Genomic DNA, 16,188 nt, shown 5'->3' with positions numbered 1-16,188 from the left:
CTTTACGCGGTCTGCGTCTGCCGAGCCCGCAGCGGCATGATCAGATCCGCCACCAGGGCGATGACAATCGCCACACTCGCCATCACGAACAACAGCACATGCTGACCTCCCGTCGCGTTGAAGATCGCCGAACTGGCATACCCGGCCAGCGCCTGAAAGGTGGCGAACGATACAGTGGCACGGCTCCAGGCCAGTTGCTGCTGGTGATGATGCGGCACCAGTTCATGCACTCGCGCCAGGGCCAATGGCACGATGCCGGGCGGGAACGAACCGATGATCACGGCCAGCAAGGCCAATACCCCATAAGACGAACTCACGCAGAGCAGGCTCACGGCTATCGCCTGCACCAGCAACACCATGCGAATCGAAGGCCGAGCGCCGAAGCGGTCGGCGAGCCAGCCGTACACCACCGGGCCAAGGATCGAGCCGACGCCGTACATGATCCAGATCAGCGCCCCGACATGGGCACTGGCGCCCAGGCCCCGGGTGATGTAATCCACCAGAAAGACCATGGCCGGCACCAGGCCCACCGCCATCAAGGCATACTGACCGAACAACAGGTACATGGCCGCGCCCAACGGTTGTGCCTTTTCAGTTTTTTCCGGGGCCGGTGTGGCAACGGCTGCGGCCGCTTCACGGGAGGGCCAGCCGAACCAGCTCAGGGCGGTCAGCAACAGGGCGACAACGCCAAGGCCGATCCAGGCATCGTGCAGGCCCAGGGACAACAGCAGGGGCACGATGGTCCCGGAACCGGCAATGCCGACGCCGACACCGAGGAAGATCGCGCCACTGGCCAGGCCTTTACGGGCCGCAGGCACATGGGGAATCACGGTCGCGGCCACCAGTACCATGATCGCGCCACCGGCGATGCCGGACACCAGACGCCAGCCGAAGAACCAACTGATAGACAGGGGAAAGGCACAGGCAAAGAACGACGCCGTGACCAGCAACATCATCAGGCGCAGTGTGTGGCTGTTGGACAGCCGTTTGGCGATGGGGCGGCCGGTGAGGGCGCCGATCAGATAGCCGATCAGGTTGGCGGCACCGAGGTAGATCACGTCGGCGGCGGAAAACCAGTGGGCCTCGATCAGCGAAGGAATCAACGGCGTATAGGCAAAGCGCGCCAGGCCGATGCTCACCAGACTGGCACACAGGCCAGCGAATATATGCAGCCACATCGCATTGCGCGAGGCGGCCAGAGGAGCGGTTTTCGGAGTCATGGTTCGATGTCCAAAGAGTGGTCGTTGAAAACGACGGATTGGCATCAGGTTAACCATGATCGATGATGCAGGCTCGCTGTTAATTCACGCTTCATGGATGCAGAAATGCATCGCAGGGAATTTATGAACTGGGACGATACCCGAATCTTTCTGGCGGTCTGCCGCCAGGCGACACTGCGCGGCGCCGGGCGCTTGCTGGGGGTGGATCAGGCCACCGTCGGGCGCCGCATCAATACCCTGGAAAAGGACCTGGGCACCACCCTGTTCCTGCGCACCTCCGAAGGCTATGTGCTGACCGCGCCGGGGGAAGCGGCCTACGCCTCGGCGCAGTTGATGGAAGGCGCAGCGCTGGAATTACAGCGGCAGATCCAGGGCCTGGACAACCGCCTCAGCGGCGAGGTGCGGATCACTACCACCGACTCCCTGGCCGTGGACTTCGTGATTCCGGCCATTGCCAGTGTCCATCGAGAACACCCGGATGTGCGGGTACGTCTGGATGCTTCATCACAGATTTTAAGCCTTTCGCGACGTGAAGCAGATATCGCCATCCGCAATCAGAAGCCGGAGAACCCCGACCTGGTGGCACGCTGTATCGCCAAATGGCCGTTGGCGCTGTATGCCGCGCCGGGTTATGTCGAACAATATGGCGAACCGGTACAGGGAGAGGCTTTTGCCGGGCACGATATGGTGATTTATCAGCCCTATCTGGACAGCGGCAAGCCGGTGACGCTGGCGGCCGAGCCGATTACCCGTGGGCGCATTGCGGCAACCGTCAGCTCCGGCCTGATGATGCGTCGGGCCATCGCTGCGGGTGTCGGTGTCGGTGAACTGCCGGTGCGTCTGGGGGAACTGGATGGTTTGCTGCGACTGTGGCCGGAACGCAGCCGGGGGACGACCTACGATGTCTGGCTGGTGACCCATCAGGACCTGCGCCATACCGCTCGGGTGCGGGTGGTGATCGACAAGATCGTTGAAGCCTTCGGTGCGTTGATCTGACCGGGGCGTGACTGTGGCGCAGGCACGCCATCCAGGTGTTATCAGCTATTGCAGCCGTTGCCGTTATCCACCACGTCATAACGAATGGCATGTTCCGCGCCCTGGGAGTCGACGTAGACCATGCGCTGAGTTCCCACTTCGCAGTCGTTATGGCTGCGACTGACGGAAATCACCTTGGCGATATCCAGATGGGTGCCGTAGTGGTAGGGCTCGGTAACAGGCGTGCTGTTATTGGTTGATTCAGCAGCCATGGCATGGCCGGCGGCAAAGAACATTGCAGTGGCGAACAGGAACTTTTTCATGGTGACACCTCATTCTGCGCGGGAAGTTGATAATTAACAGCGCGTAGAAACAGGCTAGGACCGAGCGCTGGAAGTGTCTATCGGATTAAGTTTTATAAACTGATAAACATTATTTTATAAATGATTTTTCTTTGTAAAGCAGTGAGCTAGGCGAGTTAAACTTTAGTTCATGAAACAAGTTTAATTGAATGCACAAATTGCGCACTTGGGTAGCAGCCAACTTGTTGGCGAATGGCTTTGTGCGGTATGCCAGATGCGCTGCACACAGGGCACTATTGCCAACTACAGTCTGACCATGAATGTTGAGGTTTTCTGTGGGACCGGCTTTAGCCGGGAAGGCGGCAGACGAAGGATATGTATTGAACCTGCCTACGCTTTCCCGGCTAAAGCCGGTCCCACCTGTTGTGTTTGCATCGCGCAATCTGCGTCTTCAGGGCGCAGGCACCTGCACATCCCTCTGGCCGCTGAACTCCAGGCCTTTGGCCACAAAGCCATTGCGAATCTGTTCCTCGACAAAGCTGTCGACATAAGCCGCAGCCAGCTCACGTTCCCTGGGCACGGCCATGGCCTGACGGATCTCGGTAAAACTGTCCGCCAGCACCCTGACTTGCGGGTGGGCCTTGGCGATCTGTTCCAGCGGCTGGCGTACGCCGGCAGCGGCATCCAGGGCGCGTTCGAGGAACAGGTCCACGGCGGCGGCGGAGGTCGGGCCGCGAATCAGGTCGGCGTGGGCCAGGGTGCGTGACAGAAAGAGATCATAGGCAGCGCCGTGGCCGACGGCGATGCGTCGCCCCGGCTGATCGAGGTCACGAGTATGTTGGTCGGGGCTTTCGCGGCGCACCAGGTAGGTGCCTTCGATGGTCACATAGGGCCTGGAGAACGCCAGTTGCTCGGCGCGCTCGGGCTCGATCGCGAGAAAGGCCAGGTCCCATTGGTCCTGGCTGAGCGCGGCGAAGACCTTGCCTGCTGCGTCAAAGGTGATCAGACGCAGAGGCAGGCCCAATTGCTTGGCCAGGGCCCGGGCCAGCTCCACCGAGACGCCAAGCGGGTCGCCGCCAACCGGGCCGGGCTGGGCCAGCACCGGGTTGCCGAGGTTGATCGCTACCCGCAAAGTCCCGCTGGGGGCCAGTTCATACAGCATCCGGGAAGTGGCTGGCACTTGACTCATGGTGTCCCCTCATAGAAATCGTGAAGGCAGGTTAGCGCAACCTGTAACCGCCATGAAGCAATGCCGCACACTTTGCCCGTTTTCAGACACCCCAGGCTGTTTCCAGGGTCTTGCAGACGCCGCTGATGATGCTGTCGACGTCCTGTTCATCGATAATCAGCGGCGGCAACAGGCGAATGGTGGTGCTGCGGGTGATATTGATCAGCAGCCCATGGTCGCGGGCAGCAATCAGTGCCAGATCACGATAGGGCTTGGCCAGTTCGATGCCGATCATCAAGCCCTGACCCCGAATCGCCACCACCCCAGGATGTTCAGCCAATGCCGCCTGCAGGCCACTGAGCAGCCGTTCGCCCTGAATCCGGGCATTATCAACCAGACCTTGCCGTTCGATCACCTCCAGTACGGTGCAGGCCACACGGCAGGCGAAGGGGTTGCCGCCGAAGGTGCTGCCGTGACTGCCGGGGGTAAACAATTGCGCGGCCTTGCCTCTGGCCAGGCAGGCGCCGATGGGGATGCCGTTGCCCAGGCCTTTGGCCAGGGTCATCACGTCCGGCACTATCCCTTCATGTTGAAAGGCAAACCACTGGCCGGTACGGCCCAGACCGGTCTGGATTTCATCAAGCATCAGCAGCCAGTTGCGCCGGTTGCAACGCTCGCGCAGGGCCTTGAGGTAACCGGCGGGCGGGGTCTGTACACCGCTCTCGCCCTGGATCGGTTCCAGCAGCACGGCGACGATGCGCGAGCCCCAGGTTTCACAGGCGTGGTCCAGGGCGTCCAGATCACCGAACGGCACTTTCAGGAAGTCCCCCGGCAGTGAGTTGAAACCCACCCGCACCGCCGGGCCGTCGCTGGCCGACAGCGTACCCAGGGTACGGCCATGGAAAGCATTGCCCATGACCACGATCAGCGGCTTTTCGACACCTTTATGCCAAGCAAACAGCCGCGCCAGTTTCAACGCGGTTTCATTGGCTTCGGCCCCTGAATTGTTGAAAAACGCCCGCTCCATGCCCGACAGTTCGGTCAGCTTTTGCGCAAGCCGTTGCTGCCAGTCAATGCTGTACAGATTGGAGGTGTGCAACAGTAGGCCGGCCTGATCGCGGATCGCTTCGACCACGTCGGGATGGCTGTGGCCGACATTGGTCACCGCCACGCCGGCCACGGCGTCCAGGTATTCACGGCCGTCCCGATCCCACAGACGGCTGCCCAGACCGCGCTCGAAGCACAGCGGCAGAGGTTGGTAAGTGGTCATCAGGCAGGCGGTGGACATGGGATCAAGCTCCTTGAGGATGTGAGCTTGCAGTATCGTTAGCCAGTCATGATGGATAAACACTGGTATTGTTCAAGCATTTTAAATCCAGGATTGATAATGGATCTGTTCCAGGCGATGACGGTTTACATAAAAGTGGTGGAGGGCGGCAGCATGACTGCAGCGGCCCAACACTGCGGGATGTCCACGACCATGGTGGGCAATCATCTGCGGGCGCTGGAGCAGCGTCTGGGCGTCAGCCTGTTGAACCGCACCACCCGGCGGCAAAGCCTGACGGAGTTCGGCACTGCGTATTACCAGCGCTGTCAGGAAGTGCTTGGACTGGTGGCGGACTCCGAGCGTCTTGCCGAACAGCAGCAGGGCGAGCCGCAGGGCACGTTGCGCATCACCGCGCCACTGACCTTCGGCTCGGAGCGCCTGGCCCCCGCCCTGAGCGAATATTCCCAACGCTATCCTCAGGTCAAACTGGACGTGGTGCTGACCAACCAGCGCCCGGATCTGATCGGCAACAGCTTCGATGTGGCGGTGCGCCTTGGCGCCGTGGAAGCACCGGGGTTGATTGCCCGGCCGCTGGAGGACTACGTCCTGAAGATCTGCGCCTCACCCGAATACCTGCAACGCAATGGCACGCCCAGACACCCTGAGGACCTGCAGGAACATAACTGCCTGGCCTTTGCCTACCCGGCGGGAGATGACTGGAGTTCGGTGATCAAACAATGGCAGTTCAGCAGTCCTGACGGCGATATCTTCGTGCCGGTCAACGGTTCGCTAGTGATCAACAGTTCGGCGGGCCTGCATCGGGCAGCCCTGGCCGGGATGGGCGTGGTGATGCTGCCGGATGCGCTGGTATTGCCGGATATACGCGAGGGGCGTTTGATCGATCTACTGCCGGGCTATCAACCGCCCAGCCGACCCATGCATCTGGTGTATTCGCCGGATCGCTATCGGTTGCCCAAACTCAAACACTTTGTTGATCATGCGATGAGTTTGTGGGGCAAGTAAGCTGGGTGTGTATGGGAGCGAACAGTGTGGTAGCGATTTCGTGGGAGCCAATTCATTCGCGAAGAGGCCGGTACATCCGATAGATATTCATCGTCTGAAATACCGCATTCGCGAATGAATTCGCTCCCACAAGGTTCGCTCTCGTCGCGCATATTATTCAGGGCGTAAAGAGCGCTAGCTTATTCTTTCTCACCGGTGTTCAGCCGTTGGAACAGCCATTGCCCATGACTTGATACTTGAGGATATGACGCTGACCCTGGGAGTCTTCGTAAGTCATTTCCATTGGCACAACGGCGCAGACATTCGCCACTTCCGTGGTTGTAATAATTTTATGAATATCCAGGTTCATACCGTAGGTATAGTCTTGCGCAACCACATCCTGCACTGGCTGATTCGCTATTGTGTCATCGGCCATGGCAGAAACACTCAGGCAGGAGACAGCGGCCGCGATCAGCAGGGCGTTAACGTTCATTACAGTTTTCCTTGGCAGTGATAATAAATCGGTCGCGCAAGTGACGAGACGGTTAGTTGTCTGTTTTATTCAGAAAGGGTCTTTTGTCGTCAAGCGTTTTCATGGCGCGAATGGTAGGGCGCCGAAAGAAAGAGGGGTAGAGGTATTTTTGATAAACACTTTTTGCAAAAGCTGCAATAATCCCGAGTGGGTCATTCAAGTCGGCTGAGATAAAGGCGGGATATTAGACTTTGGTCGAAACTTTGGTTTTTAAATAATGGATAATCGACCCTTTATGGCTCGATTATCCACGACGCTGTTTGATTACTGGTTTGGAAAGCGCAAGTTCATGTGATCAATTACCCGCTGTGCCAAGTCATCCGGGTGGAACTTGGCGAGAAAGTCATTGGCCCCGACTTTCTTCACCATGGCCTGGTTGAATACCCCTGACAGGGAGCTGTGCAGGACAATATGCAGGCCATGCATGCGTGAGTCATTGCGAACTTCTGCGGTCAGGGTGTAACCGTCCATTTCCGGCATTTCGATATCGGAAATCATCATCAGGAACTCTTCGGTGGGCTTCTTGCCTTCATCCACCATGGCCTTCAGATACTCCAGGGCCTGGCGCCCGTCGTTCAGGGCGACCACTTCCACGCCGATCTTTTCCAGGCAACGACTGACCTGCTTGCGCGCTACCGAGGAGTCGTCGACGGTCAGCACACGAATGGTCTTGGCTTTTTCCTGTACCTGTTCATCGATGACACCTGCGGAGATCTCCTCGGCCACGGGAGAAACCTTGGCCAGGACTTTCTCCACGTCGATGATTTCCACCAGCTTGTCGTTCACCTTGGTCACGGCAGTCAGGTAGTTGTTGGTGCCGCTGCCGCGAGGTGGCGAGTGGATGTCTTCCCAGTTGAGGTTGACGATATGCTCGACCGAGTAGACCAGGAAGCCCTGGGTCTTGCGGTTGTATTCGGTGATGATGACGTAGGCCGACGCCGGATCGGCGAGACCGGGCAGGCCGGTGGCCAGGGCCAGGTCGAGAATCGGGATGGATACACCGCGAATATTGGCAACGCCGCAGATGTTTGAGTTAGAGCCTGGGATCAGGGACAGGTGCGGACATTTAAGGACTTCCCGGACCTTGAATACGTTGATGCCATAGAGTTGATGTTCATTGAACTTGAATAGCAATAGTTCGAGGCGGTTCTGGCCGACCAATTGAGTGCGACTATTAACAGCGTCCATTATCCCGGCCATAGGTACCTCTTATGTTATTCAAGTGAGCAGTGCCCACTGATCATGGCATCAGGCGCAGGCACTGGTAAGCGGCACGGGTCCGTGTGCAGGTGAGTTATTTCATCTCACTCTAGCGTGTATCGGCACGCTTTCGCTGTTGTTAAGGCCAGAGTAGGTGATTCGTCGGGAAAAAAACGTCCGGCGAAAAATAAACATTAATTTGGATCCAAATCCACCGTAATTGCCGCGCATTTGCCAATCGCGCGACAGTGCATTCGCGCGATCCGCAATCAGATCAAAGGCTTTTTTGCCGGAATATCAACGCTTTCAGGCCACCGTTACTATCGGCGTCGATAAATTCTGGCGGATTATCCAGGCGTTGTTCGAAATGCAGCCTGGGCGCCTCAATCGCCATCTGTTCAATGAGAAAGTCCGGGCCGACGCTGGGATCGTTCATGCAGGCCAGCACGCAGCCGTCGACAGTGAGCAACTCCGGCAAGCGGCGCAGGACACGTCGATAATCCTTGTCGAGTTCGAAGCTGCCTTTCTGGAACGAGGGTGGATCGATGATTACCAGATCATAGGGGCCGGATTTCTTCACCATGCCCCATGACTTGAACAGGTCATGTCCCATGAAACCGACGCGGCTCAGATCGTGGTTGTTCAGGCGATGGTTGTCGCGACCGCGGTTCAGCGCGCCACGGGCCATGTCCAGATTCAGTACCTGCTCCGCGCCACCGGCAATGGCCGCCACGGAAAAGCCGCAGGTATAAGCGAACAGGTTGAGGATGCGCTTGCCCTGAGCCTGGGCGCGGACCCAGTCGCGGCCGTAGCGCATATCGAGGAACAGTCCGGAGTTCTGTTTTTTACCGAAGTCGACCTTATAAGTCAGGCCGCTCTCATGAATCAACCATTCATTGACCACTTCACCGCACAGCCACTCGGTAGTGCTGTCGGGCAAATAGCGATGCTGCAACAGCAGGGTGTGGGCCTGAGCCTGGCGCCAGGCAACCGAGGTGCTCAGTTCCATCAACAACGCTTTCAACACGAGCAGTTCGTCGGCAGGCGGCTCACGGAACAGCGACACCAATACCACGCCTTCCATCCAGTCGACGGTGATCTGCTCAAGCCCGGCCCACAGTCGCCCACGGCCATGGAACAGGCGGCGGGTTTCCTCAGGGGGTGGGGTCAGGGCGCTGATCAGGTGCTGGTGCAGGGTCGCGAGTGCTTCGGAGTTCATGAAGGCGCATCAGTCGATAAAAGAGCGCGGCATTCTAAACCTATCAGGCGGCTTGTGCTTCGGCCTGCTGCAAACCAACAGAATGAATTGGAATGAGGGGTGGGAGCCGGCTTGCTGGCGATGGCCTCGGTGAGGTCACCGGCATTGTTGCGAGCGCTTCGCACTCGATCGCCACCAAGGCGGCTCCCACGAGTCCTCTGTCTGAAATTCGACAGCCTGGCGTCATGGGCGCGGCGGTTTGGACTGTATTTAGGGCCTCATCTTGTTCTCTGTCCAATAGGCTTCGACCTGTTGGGTCAGCGCATCGGGCAGCGGCACAAAGTTAAGGGCGTTGGTCTGGGCCTTGCCGTCTTCCAGGGACCACTTGAAGAAGTCCAGTACCAGTTTGCGCCGCTCCGGATCCTTGGCCAGTTTCGGCATGACCACGAAGGTGGTTGCCGTTACCGGATAGGCATTGTCACCCGCCGCATTGATCATCGAGGTATTGAAGTCCTGGGCGCTGTCCCAGTTGGCTGCCGCCGCTGCGGCCTGGAAACTGGCCACGGTGGGCGGTACGAAGTTCCCCGCCTTGTTTTGCAGCAGACCGAAGTTCAGGTTGTTCTGTTTGATATAGGCGTATTCCAGATAACTGATGGAATCAGGCATCTGCTTGACGTAAGTGGCTACGCCTTCACTGCCCTTGGCGCCGAAACCGGTTGGCCACTTCACTGAGACGCCGCTGCCGATGGTGCCTTGCCACGCTGGGCTGACACTGGACAGGTAATTGACCCAGTTATAAGTAGTGCCCGAGTCATCGGAGCGGTAGACCACGACTATCTTCTTGTTCGGCAAAGTAACGCCGGGATTAAGTGCAACAATCGCCGGGTCATTCCACTGTTTGATCTTGCCCATGAAGATATCGGCCATCACCGCGCCGCTGAACTTCAGAGTGCCCGGGGCAATACCACTCAGGTTCATCACCGGGACGACGCCGCCGATCACCAGGGGAAATTGACCCAGGCCGTGGCTGGCCAGTTCTTCGGACTTGAGCGGCATGTCACTGGCGCCGAAGTCCACGGCATCGGCCTTGATCTGGGCAATACCACCGCCGGAGCCGATGGCCTGGTAGTTGATGCGCTTGCCGGTCTTCTGGTTATAGTCTGCCGCCCACTTGGAGAGGATTGGATAAACGAAAGTTGATCCGGCTCCGGTCACTTCTTCTACGGCACTGGCCTGGTTGACAAGAGTGAGACTCAACACCAGGCCCAGGCTTGCGGCCATCAGTGTTTTGGAAAACTCGAACATGCGACGACTCCCGGTCGGTCAATATAGGCAAAGGGGATAAATAGGGGCGGGCGGTCTCGCTTGCCCGCCACTGGATTTGTCAGTGGGAGCGTGTCTTGCCCGCGAAAGCAATCTTTCAAGCGAAGAACATCTTTCGAGTCTCCGACTCTTCGCGGGCAAGCCACGCTCCCACTGACAATCACATCCAGGTTTTATGTTTGCTATGCACTAAAGGCCTAGTACACCGGCGGTACAATCAGCTCATTCGGCGTCGGCACGCGGGTGTAATCCTCACGGCGCTGGCGCTGTGGCAACTCGATCACCGGGTGCTCGACTTCTTCGTAGGGCATTTGCCCTAACAGGTGATGAATGCAGTTCAGACGTGCCTTCTTTTTATCGTCGGCCTGCACGACCCACCATGGCGCTTCGGCGATATGGGTGCGGTTGAGCATGATTTCCTTGGCCTTGGTGTAGTCCTCCCAACGACGGCGGGATTCCAGGTCCATAGGGCTGAGTTTCCACTGCTTGAGCGGGTCATGGATGCGGCTGAGGAAGCGCAGGTGCTGCTCCTGATCGGAGATCGAGAACCAGTACTTGATCAACTGGATGCCGGAGCGGGCCAGCATGCGTTCGAATTCCGGCACGGTACGGAAGAATTCTTCGTATTGGTCGTCATTGCAGAAGCCCATGACCTTTTCCACGCCCGCGCGGTTGTACCAGCTGCGGTCAAACAGGACGATTTCGCCTGCAGCCGGCAGGTGCGAGACGTAACGCTGGAAGTACCACTGGGTCTGTTCGCGGTCGTTGGGTGCGGGCAGGGCGGCGACGCGGCAGACCCGTGGGTTGAGGCGCTGGGTGATGCGCTTGATCACGCCACCCTTGCCGGCGGCATCGCGGCCTTCAAACAGAATCACTACTTTGTGGCCGGTCTTGACCACCCAGCTTTGCAATTTGACCAACTCACCCTGCAGGCGGAACAGCTCGCTGAAATACAGACGACGGGCTTCTTTTTCTTCGAGGCTGTCGAGGTCGCCTTCAAAGAGTTTGTCGAGGCCGTGTTCGTCTTCGGCCAGTTCCAGCTCCAGTTCTTCGTCGTTGTGGTCCTGCAGCTCGCGGTGGATACGGCGCGCCAAGGTATCGTTGCCTGGATGCATGAGAGAAGCTCGCATGGTTGTCGGAGGGCTCCGATTTTAGTAACGGCATGTGACGGGTTGGTGACGGAAACTTCCTACAGGATTTGATTGCTCCGTCACACAGGCAAACGGGCGTTGTCATCATCGTGTAACGGACCCGGTGGCAAAATCAGCCACTTCTTCACTTTTCATGGGCTTGCGCATCGCGCGTGGGTTGCTCGTGAACTCAACAGGAATTTGGGTATTGAAAAGTGACACTCCGCTGTTTGCCGCCGTCGACCTGGGCTCCAACGCCTTTCGCATGATGATTGGCCAGCCGGTCAAGCGTGACCAGCGTATGGTCATTCAGGAAGTCAAAACCCTGCGCGAGCCGGTACGTCTGGCCGAGGGCTTTCAGGGCCGGGCCCTGGATAACCTGGCGCTGGAGCGCGGCTGGCTGGCCCTTGAGCGGTTTGGCAAGCGTCTGCGTCATTTCGAGGCCGGTCGCGTTCGAGCCGTGGCTACTAGTGCAGTGCGTGAGGCCGAGAACGGTGGGCTATTCCTCAAGGGCGCGCAAGAGCGCCTGGGTTTTCCTATCGATGTCATCTCCGGGCGTGAAGAGGCCAAACTGGTCTACGCCGGTGTCGCCCATACCATGCCCGACGCTGAAGTCCCGCGTCTGGTGGTAGACATCGGCGGCGGCTCCACCGAGCTGATCGTCGGTCAGGGCGAGCGCCCTTTACTGGCGCAAAGCATCGCTATCGGCAGCGGCACGTTCAGCAAACGCTATTTCCCCGGCGGCCATATCAGCGCCCTGGCCATGCAGGAAGCCGAGCGCGCCGCCATCGAACGCTTCGAAAAGGTCGCCCAGCGCTATCGCAAGCTGGGCTGGCAGCAGGCGATCGGTTCGTCCGGCACGGCGCGCATGCTGGCCAAACTGATCAAGCTCAATGGCCTCAACAGCTTCGGCGAGACGGGCATCACTTATGCCGCTTTGTTGCGCCTGTCGGTGTGCCTGCTCGAAGCCGGTAATGTCCAGCAACTGCGCCTGGTCGGCCTGCAAAGTCAACGCATGAGCACCTTGCCCGGTGGCCTGGCAATCATGCTGGCGGCGTTCAAGGTATTTGCCATTGAGGCTATGCAGCCGTCCGAACCGGGTTTGCGCATGGGCGTGTTGCATGGCCTGTTAGGCCTGCATAACTCGCCGCTGCGTAAACTGGCTTAACGCGGCATATAGCGCTTCTGCCATCTATGAGGGATTTTCAGCGACAACAGGCCCAGCAGCGCCGCGACCAACGCGCTGACCAGCAGCGCCTTGAGCCCCAGTCGCTGCTCCAGAAAGGCGCCTATCACCGCGCCGAGAAACATGCCAAGCCACGGCACCAATTGCACCCGCCAGCCATCGCGGCGTTCACCGAGCATCCAACGCCCCAGGCCACGACCAAAGCGTGACAGGGCGCCGGTGACATAGGTCAGGCCCACCGGCAGGCCGTTGACCTGTTCCACGGCGGCATTGAGCATGCCCATCGCCAGAATGGCCGCGATCAGCGCAGGCAACTGCGTATCCAGTGGCCAGGCCGCAGCCAGACACAACAACATGGCGATGCACAGCAGTAACGGCAACGCGCGCCGACCGCTACGCCGGGCGACCACGATACCCAGGGCATTGCCCATTACGAAGGCCAGCAGTACCCAGAGGAGTCGCAGCATGACCCCGGTTTCCCCGGCGCTGATCGCCACCGCCAGTCGGGTTGTATTGCCGCTCATGAATGAAACGAAATCCCCGGTGGCCATGAAGCCGATGGCATCGGTCATTCCCGCCAGCACCGACAGACTCGCCGCCAGCGCCATGCCGATACGGCCGCGCCATTTCTGCATGTGCAAGTGTTGTGGGCTGCTGCCGGTGCGGGTCGGGGCGGGGAGCATGGCGCTTCGTCAATCCTGAGGATTATTGAGCTTGGCACGTACGATGCGCTTGTCCTTGATCTCATCGGCATAGGCCTTGAGCTGGTCGGCATCGCTGTAGAGGCGGTTGACCAGTTGCAGGGTTGCGGTGACATCGACATCCGGCATCTGCCCGGCGAGCCTGAGGATTTCGTTGGCGGCGTTTTCCAGATTGATGGCTGAGCCGCGCAAGTGGCGTTTGAGTTCCTGGGTTGGCTTGTTGAGGGCCATAAAAGAGATTCCTGAGCAAAGACGCAAATTACCTTGCGCGGAGCATGGCTTTTTCCCCCGCCGCGCGCAATGCCCCGATGCCTCGGTGATCAATCGTCCCGGGTCAGGACTTCCAGCAGCTCGATTTCAAACAGCAGATTGGAGTTTGGCGGGATGGCACCCATGGTACGTTCGCCGTAGGCGAGGTGAGCCGGCACCCAGAGCTTGCGCTTGCCACCGACCTGCATGCCCATCAAGCCCTGGTCCCAACCCTTGATCACCCGGCCGCTGCCGATCACGCACTGAAACGGCTTACCGCGTTCCCAAGAGGAATCGAACACCGTACCGTCTTCCAGGCATCCGGTGTACTGGGTGGCGATCAGGGCACCCTTGACCACGGCTTTGCCGGTGCCGGGGGTGAGGTCTTCAATTTGCAGTTCCTGGGGCATTTGCGGCTCGTACTGTGGTTGGCGATGACGGGCCGCTTTTTCTCAGGATTGCGTGTGGCTGGCAACTGTTTTCATCACACTGGCTTCAAAACCACCCGCCCATACGCCGTCTGGTGTTCCAGATAGTCATGGGCCTTGGCCGCATGTTCCAGGTTGAAGCTGCGGTCGATATCCGAGGCCAGCGGGTGTTCCAGGGTCAAGCGGTTGATGCCTTCCAAGGCCCGTTTCAGCGCTTCGCCGTCCTGGCCGATGTTGAATTCGGGCTTGCCGGTGAAGTTGCACAGGCAATGGACGAAGAAGCGGATGTTCTTCTTGAACGCCTCTATGGCCGGGAAGGGCGTGTAGTTGCCGCCGCGCAGGCCGTATAAAACCAGACTGCCGCGCGGTGCCAGGACGTCGCCGAGCAGGGACATCTGTGGGCCGCCAAGGCCGTCGAAGATGGCCTCGACGCCGTGGCCATCGGTCAGTTTGGTAATGCGCATGCCCAGGTCCTGTTCGTCGGTGACGATGACTTGCGCGGCGCCATTGTCGAGCAGGTACTGGCGGTCCTCGGGGTTTTTCGTCGCGGCGATGACCTTCAGGCCCAGGGCCTTGCCCAGTTTGACGAAGGCAATGTTCGGGCTCAGCGTCGCCTCGGTGACGAGGATGCTCTGGCCGGGCTGTACGCGGGCCAGGTCGACGAGGGCAAACCAGGCCAGCAGCAGCGGATTGTAGTGCACCGCCGCCTGAGCCGGTGTCAGATTGTCCGGATAGCGGGTCAGGGTGGCGCGGGGCTGAATGATCAGGTCGCCATAGACCGGGTAGTCGTTGGTATTCACCGCCTGAAAGCTGGCGACGCGATCACCGGGCTGCAGATCAGTGATCTGTGCACCGACAGCTTCTACCACACCGGCCATTTCAGTACCCAGGCCAGCTGGCAGGCGAGCCTTGCACGGGCCCAGGTCCTGACGCCAGAGCACGTCATCCCAGCTCACGCCAATGGCTTCGACGCGGATCAGTACCTCGTCGGCAGCCGGTTGCCGAAGCTTTTGTTCCTCGCACTTGAGCACATCGGCGGAGCCGAAGTGGTGGAAACGAATAGTGCGGGACATGACATACCTCGTGAGCCAGGGGTGATGAATCGTTGCTGCTGACTCTATCGAGGGCACCCCTGAGGCACCATTAACCCGTATCGATACTTGAAATGCCCGCCATCAATGTGAGGTTTGGGGAACCAGGCGGTTCGCGGGTGTGGGGCCGGCTTCAGCCGGGAATGCGGTGTGACAACACACATCTGTTGGATGCACCGGCCCTTTCCCGGCTAAAGCCGGGCCCACCCATCGGTATTTACAGCCCGGTTCAACCCAACTGGGCACTAAGCCGCTGACTGATCGCCTCTTTGGCCCACTTGATAAACGCCTGGCTGCGCACTGAATTGCGCCGGGAGGGCATGTAGACCAGGGACACTGGCACCGGCGGCGGCAGGAAATCACGCAGCACCACTCGCAGCCGGTCATCGGCAATGGCGTCGCGCACCTGATAAGACAGGACCATGCCCAAACCCAGGCCATCCATGCAGGCGGCAATGGTGCCGGCTGCGCTATTGGTCTTCATGCGCACGTTATTCATCTTGATGACCAGCGGCTTGTTGCGCTCCTCCAGAACCACCTGCGCGCCCAAGACCAGGGCCGAGTGCTGAATAAAGGGCACGTCACAGATATCGGTGGGGTGTTCGATGGGCGGCAGGCTGGCGAGCAGTTCGGGGCTTGCGACCAGGTAGCGGCGGACCTGGCCAAGAGGCGTGGCCACCAGATCCGGCGTCGCCAGCGGGGCAATGCGTACCGCGATATCGATGCCTTCCTCGATCAGATCCGTGACCCGGTCCAGCAGGATCAGGGTCACCGTGACCTTCGGGTACTGCTTCATGAAACTGCTCAGGCACGGCATGACGTGGTATTGACCGAACAGCACCGGCGCGCTGATCACCAGCTCACCGCTGGGTTCACGGCCCTTGTCGCGAAACACATCTTCGACGGTTTCGATTTCCCGCAGCACCGCCCGTGCCGATTCGGCATAACGTCGACCTTCCTCGGTAATGCGCACCTGGCGTGTGGTGCGTTCGAACAGACGCACACCCAGGTGCTGTTCCGTCGCAGCCAACACCCGCACCACCGTGGGCAACGAGGTTCCGAGCTTCTGTGCAGCGGCGGTCAGGCTGCCTTGTTCGGCAATCGCTAGAACCAGACGCATCGCTTGTAGCGTATCCATTGCGGACTCCATTACTCCGAAATATGGAGTGAATATGTTCTTTCTGTGGCATTTATTCAATCTGGTGACATGGCTAGC

Annotated in this window: 17 protein-coding genes; 3 read left to right on the top strand and 14 right to left on the bottom strand. The window is 59.2% G+C overall.

Annotated features, from left to right (window positions below):
• Nucleotides 1–2 precede the first annotated feature (2 nt).
• On the bottom strand, nt 3–1,220 hold the full coding sequence (locus AC1Z24_RS18755) for a YbfB/YjiJ family MFS transporter (protein ID WP_483742140.1): 1,218 nt from the start codon (nt 1,218–1,220) through the stop codon (nt 3–5).
• Between the two features lie 123 nt (nt 1,221–1,343).
• Here AC1Z24_RS18755 and AC1Z24_RS18750 point away from each other — a divergent pair, with 123 nt between their 5' ends.
• Nucleotides 1,344–2,216 carry a LysR family transcriptional regulator gene (locus AC1Z24_RS18750; RefSeq protein ID WP_483746666.1) on the top strand — a complete coding sequence of 291 codons (873 nt, stop codon included), beginning with the start codon at nt 1,344–1,346 and terminating at the stop codon, nt 2,214–2,216.
• Between the two features lie 41 nt (nt 2,217–2,257).
• Here the strand turns inward: AC1Z24_RS18750 and AC1Z24_RS18745 are convergent, their stop codons facing one another.
• The 3 genes from AC1Z24_RS18745 to AC1Z24_RS18735 all read right to left on the bottom strand — a co-directional run bounded on the left by AC1Z24_RS18745 (nt 2,258) and on the right by AC1Z24_RS18735 (nt 4,953).
• Nucleotides 2,258–2,518 carry a DUF2790 domain-containing protein gene (locus tag AC1Z24_RS18745; RefSeq protein ID WP_483742139.1) on the bottom strand — a complete coding sequence of 87 codons (261 nt, stop codon included), beginning with the start codon at nt 2,516–2,518 and terminating at the stop codon, nt 2,258–2,260.
• Between the two features lie 430 nt (nt 2,519–2,948).
• Nucleotides 2,949–3,686 (bottom strand): ABC transporter substrate-binding protein, encoded by a 738-nt coding sequence (locus AC1Z24_RS18740; protein ID WP_483742138.1) that lies wholly within the window; start codon nt 3,684–3,686, stop codon nt 2,949–2,951.
• Nucleotides 3,687–3,768: 82 nt separating this feature from the next.
• Entirely contained in the window at nt 3,769–4,953 is a 1,185-nt protein-coding gene (locus AC1Z24_RS18735) for an acetylornithine transaminase (RefSeq protein WP_483742137.1), read from the bottom strand.
• A gap of 99 nt (nt 4,954–5,052) precedes the next feature.
• Between AC1Z24_RS18735 and AC1Z24_RS18730 the strand changes: the two genes are divergently transcribed.
• A complete protein-coding gene (locus tag AC1Z24_RS18730; protein ID WP_483742136.1) occupies nt 5,053–5,955 on the top strand; it encodes a LysR family transcriptional regulator in 903 nt (300 codons plus the stop codon).
• 199 nt (nt 5,956–6,154) lie between these two features.
• Here AC1Z24_RS18730 and AC1Z24_RS18725 read toward each other — a convergent pair whose 3' ends face one another.
• From AC1Z24_RS18725 to ppk2, 5 genes are all read right to left on the bottom strand, one after another.
• Nucleotides 6,155–6,427 (bottom strand): DUF2790 domain-containing protein, encoded by a 273-nt coding sequence (locus tag AC1Z24_RS18725; protein WP_483742135.1) that lies wholly within the window; start codon nt 6,425–6,427, stop codon nt 6,155–6,157.
• A gap of 303 nt (nt 6,428–6,730) precedes the next feature.
• Entirely contained in the window at nt 6,731–7,666 is a 936-nt protein-coding gene (locus AC1Z24_RS18720; RefSeq protein WP_259108523.1) for a chemotaxis protein CheV, read from the bottom strand.
• Between the two features lie 274 nt (nt 7,667–7,940).
• Nucleotides 7,941–8,885, bottom strand: a complete 945-nt coding sequence (locus AC1Z24_RS18715) for a class I SAM-dependent methyltransferase (protein ID WP_483742134.1) — start codon at nt 8,883–8,885, stop codon at nt 7,941–7,943.
• 249 nt (nt 8,886–9,134) lie between these two features.
• On the bottom strand, nt 9,135–10,169 hold the full coding sequence (pstS, locus tag AC1Z24_RS18710) for a phosphate ABC transporter substrate-binding protein PstS (protein WP_483742133.1): 1,035 nt from the start codon (nt 10,167–10,169) through the stop codon (nt 9,135–9,137).
• Between the two features lie 215 nt (nt 10,170–10,384).
• Nucleotides 10,385–11,302, bottom strand: coding sequence for a polyphosphate kinase 2 (ppk2, locus tag AC1Z24_RS18705; RefSeq protein WP_259103281.1), 918 nt, complete (start codon nt 11,300–11,302; stop codon nt 10,385–10,387).
• A 223-nt stretch (nt 11,303–11,525) separates the two neighbouring features.
• On the opposite strand from ppk2, the gene AC1Z24_RS18700 reads away from it, so the two are divergent.
• The gene (locus AC1Z24_RS18700; protein WP_483742132.1) at nt 11,526–12,485 is read left to right on the top strand and encodes a Ppx/GppA phosphatase family protein; all 960 of its coding nucleotides are present in this window, start codon (nt 11,526–11,528) and stop codon (nt 12,483–12,485) included.
• Here AC1Z24_RS18700 and AC1Z24_RS18695 read toward each other — a convergent pair.
• The 5 genes from AC1Z24_RS18695 to AC1Z24_RS18675 form a co-directional block, all read right to left on the bottom strand.
• Complete coding sequence (locus tag AC1Z24_RS18695; RefSeq protein ID WP_259103277.1) at nt 12,482–13,186, bottom strand: YoaK family protein; 705 nt, start codon at nt 13,184–13,186, stop codon at nt 12,482–12,484. The two genes, AC1Z24_RS18700 and AC1Z24_RS18695, sit on opposite strands and share 4 nt — an antisense overlap.
• Nucleotides 13,187–13,195: 9 nt before the next feature.
• Nucleotides 13,196–13,435, bottom strand: a complete 240-nt coding sequence (locus AC1Z24_RS18690; RefSeq protein ID WP_483742131.1) for a hypothetical protein — start codon at nt 13,433–13,435, stop codon at nt 13,196–13,198.
• An 89-nt stretch (nt 13,436–13,524) separates the two neighbouring features.
• Nucleotides 13,525–13,863 carry an FKBP-type peptidyl-prolyl cis-trans isomerase gene (locus AC1Z24_RS18685; protein WP_483742130.1) on the bottom strand — a complete coding sequence of 113 codons (339 nt, stop codon included), beginning with the start codon at nt 13,861–13,863 and terminating at the stop codon, nt 13,525–13,527.
• A gap of 74 nt (nt 13,864–13,937) precedes the next feature.
• Nucleotides 13,938–14,954: a zinc-dependent alcohol dehydrogenase family protein gene (locus tag AC1Z24_RS18680; protein ID WP_483742129.1), complete on the bottom strand. Its 1,017-nt coding sequence runs from the start codon at nt 14,952–14,954 to the stop codon at nt 13,938–13,940.
• 247 nt (nt 14,955–15,201) lie between these two features.
• A complete protein-coding gene (locus tag AC1Z24_RS18675; RefSeq protein WP_483742128.1) occupies nt 15,202–16,110 on the bottom strand; it encodes a LysR substrate-binding domain-containing protein in 909 nt (302 codons plus the stop codon).
• Nucleotides 16,111–16,188: the final 78 nt, after the last annotated feature.

The organism is Pseudomonas sp. JL23 (assembly GCF_056933585.1).
Note: the sequence above shows the minus strand (reverse complement) of the source record. Positions and strands in the feature narration are given on the sequence as shown.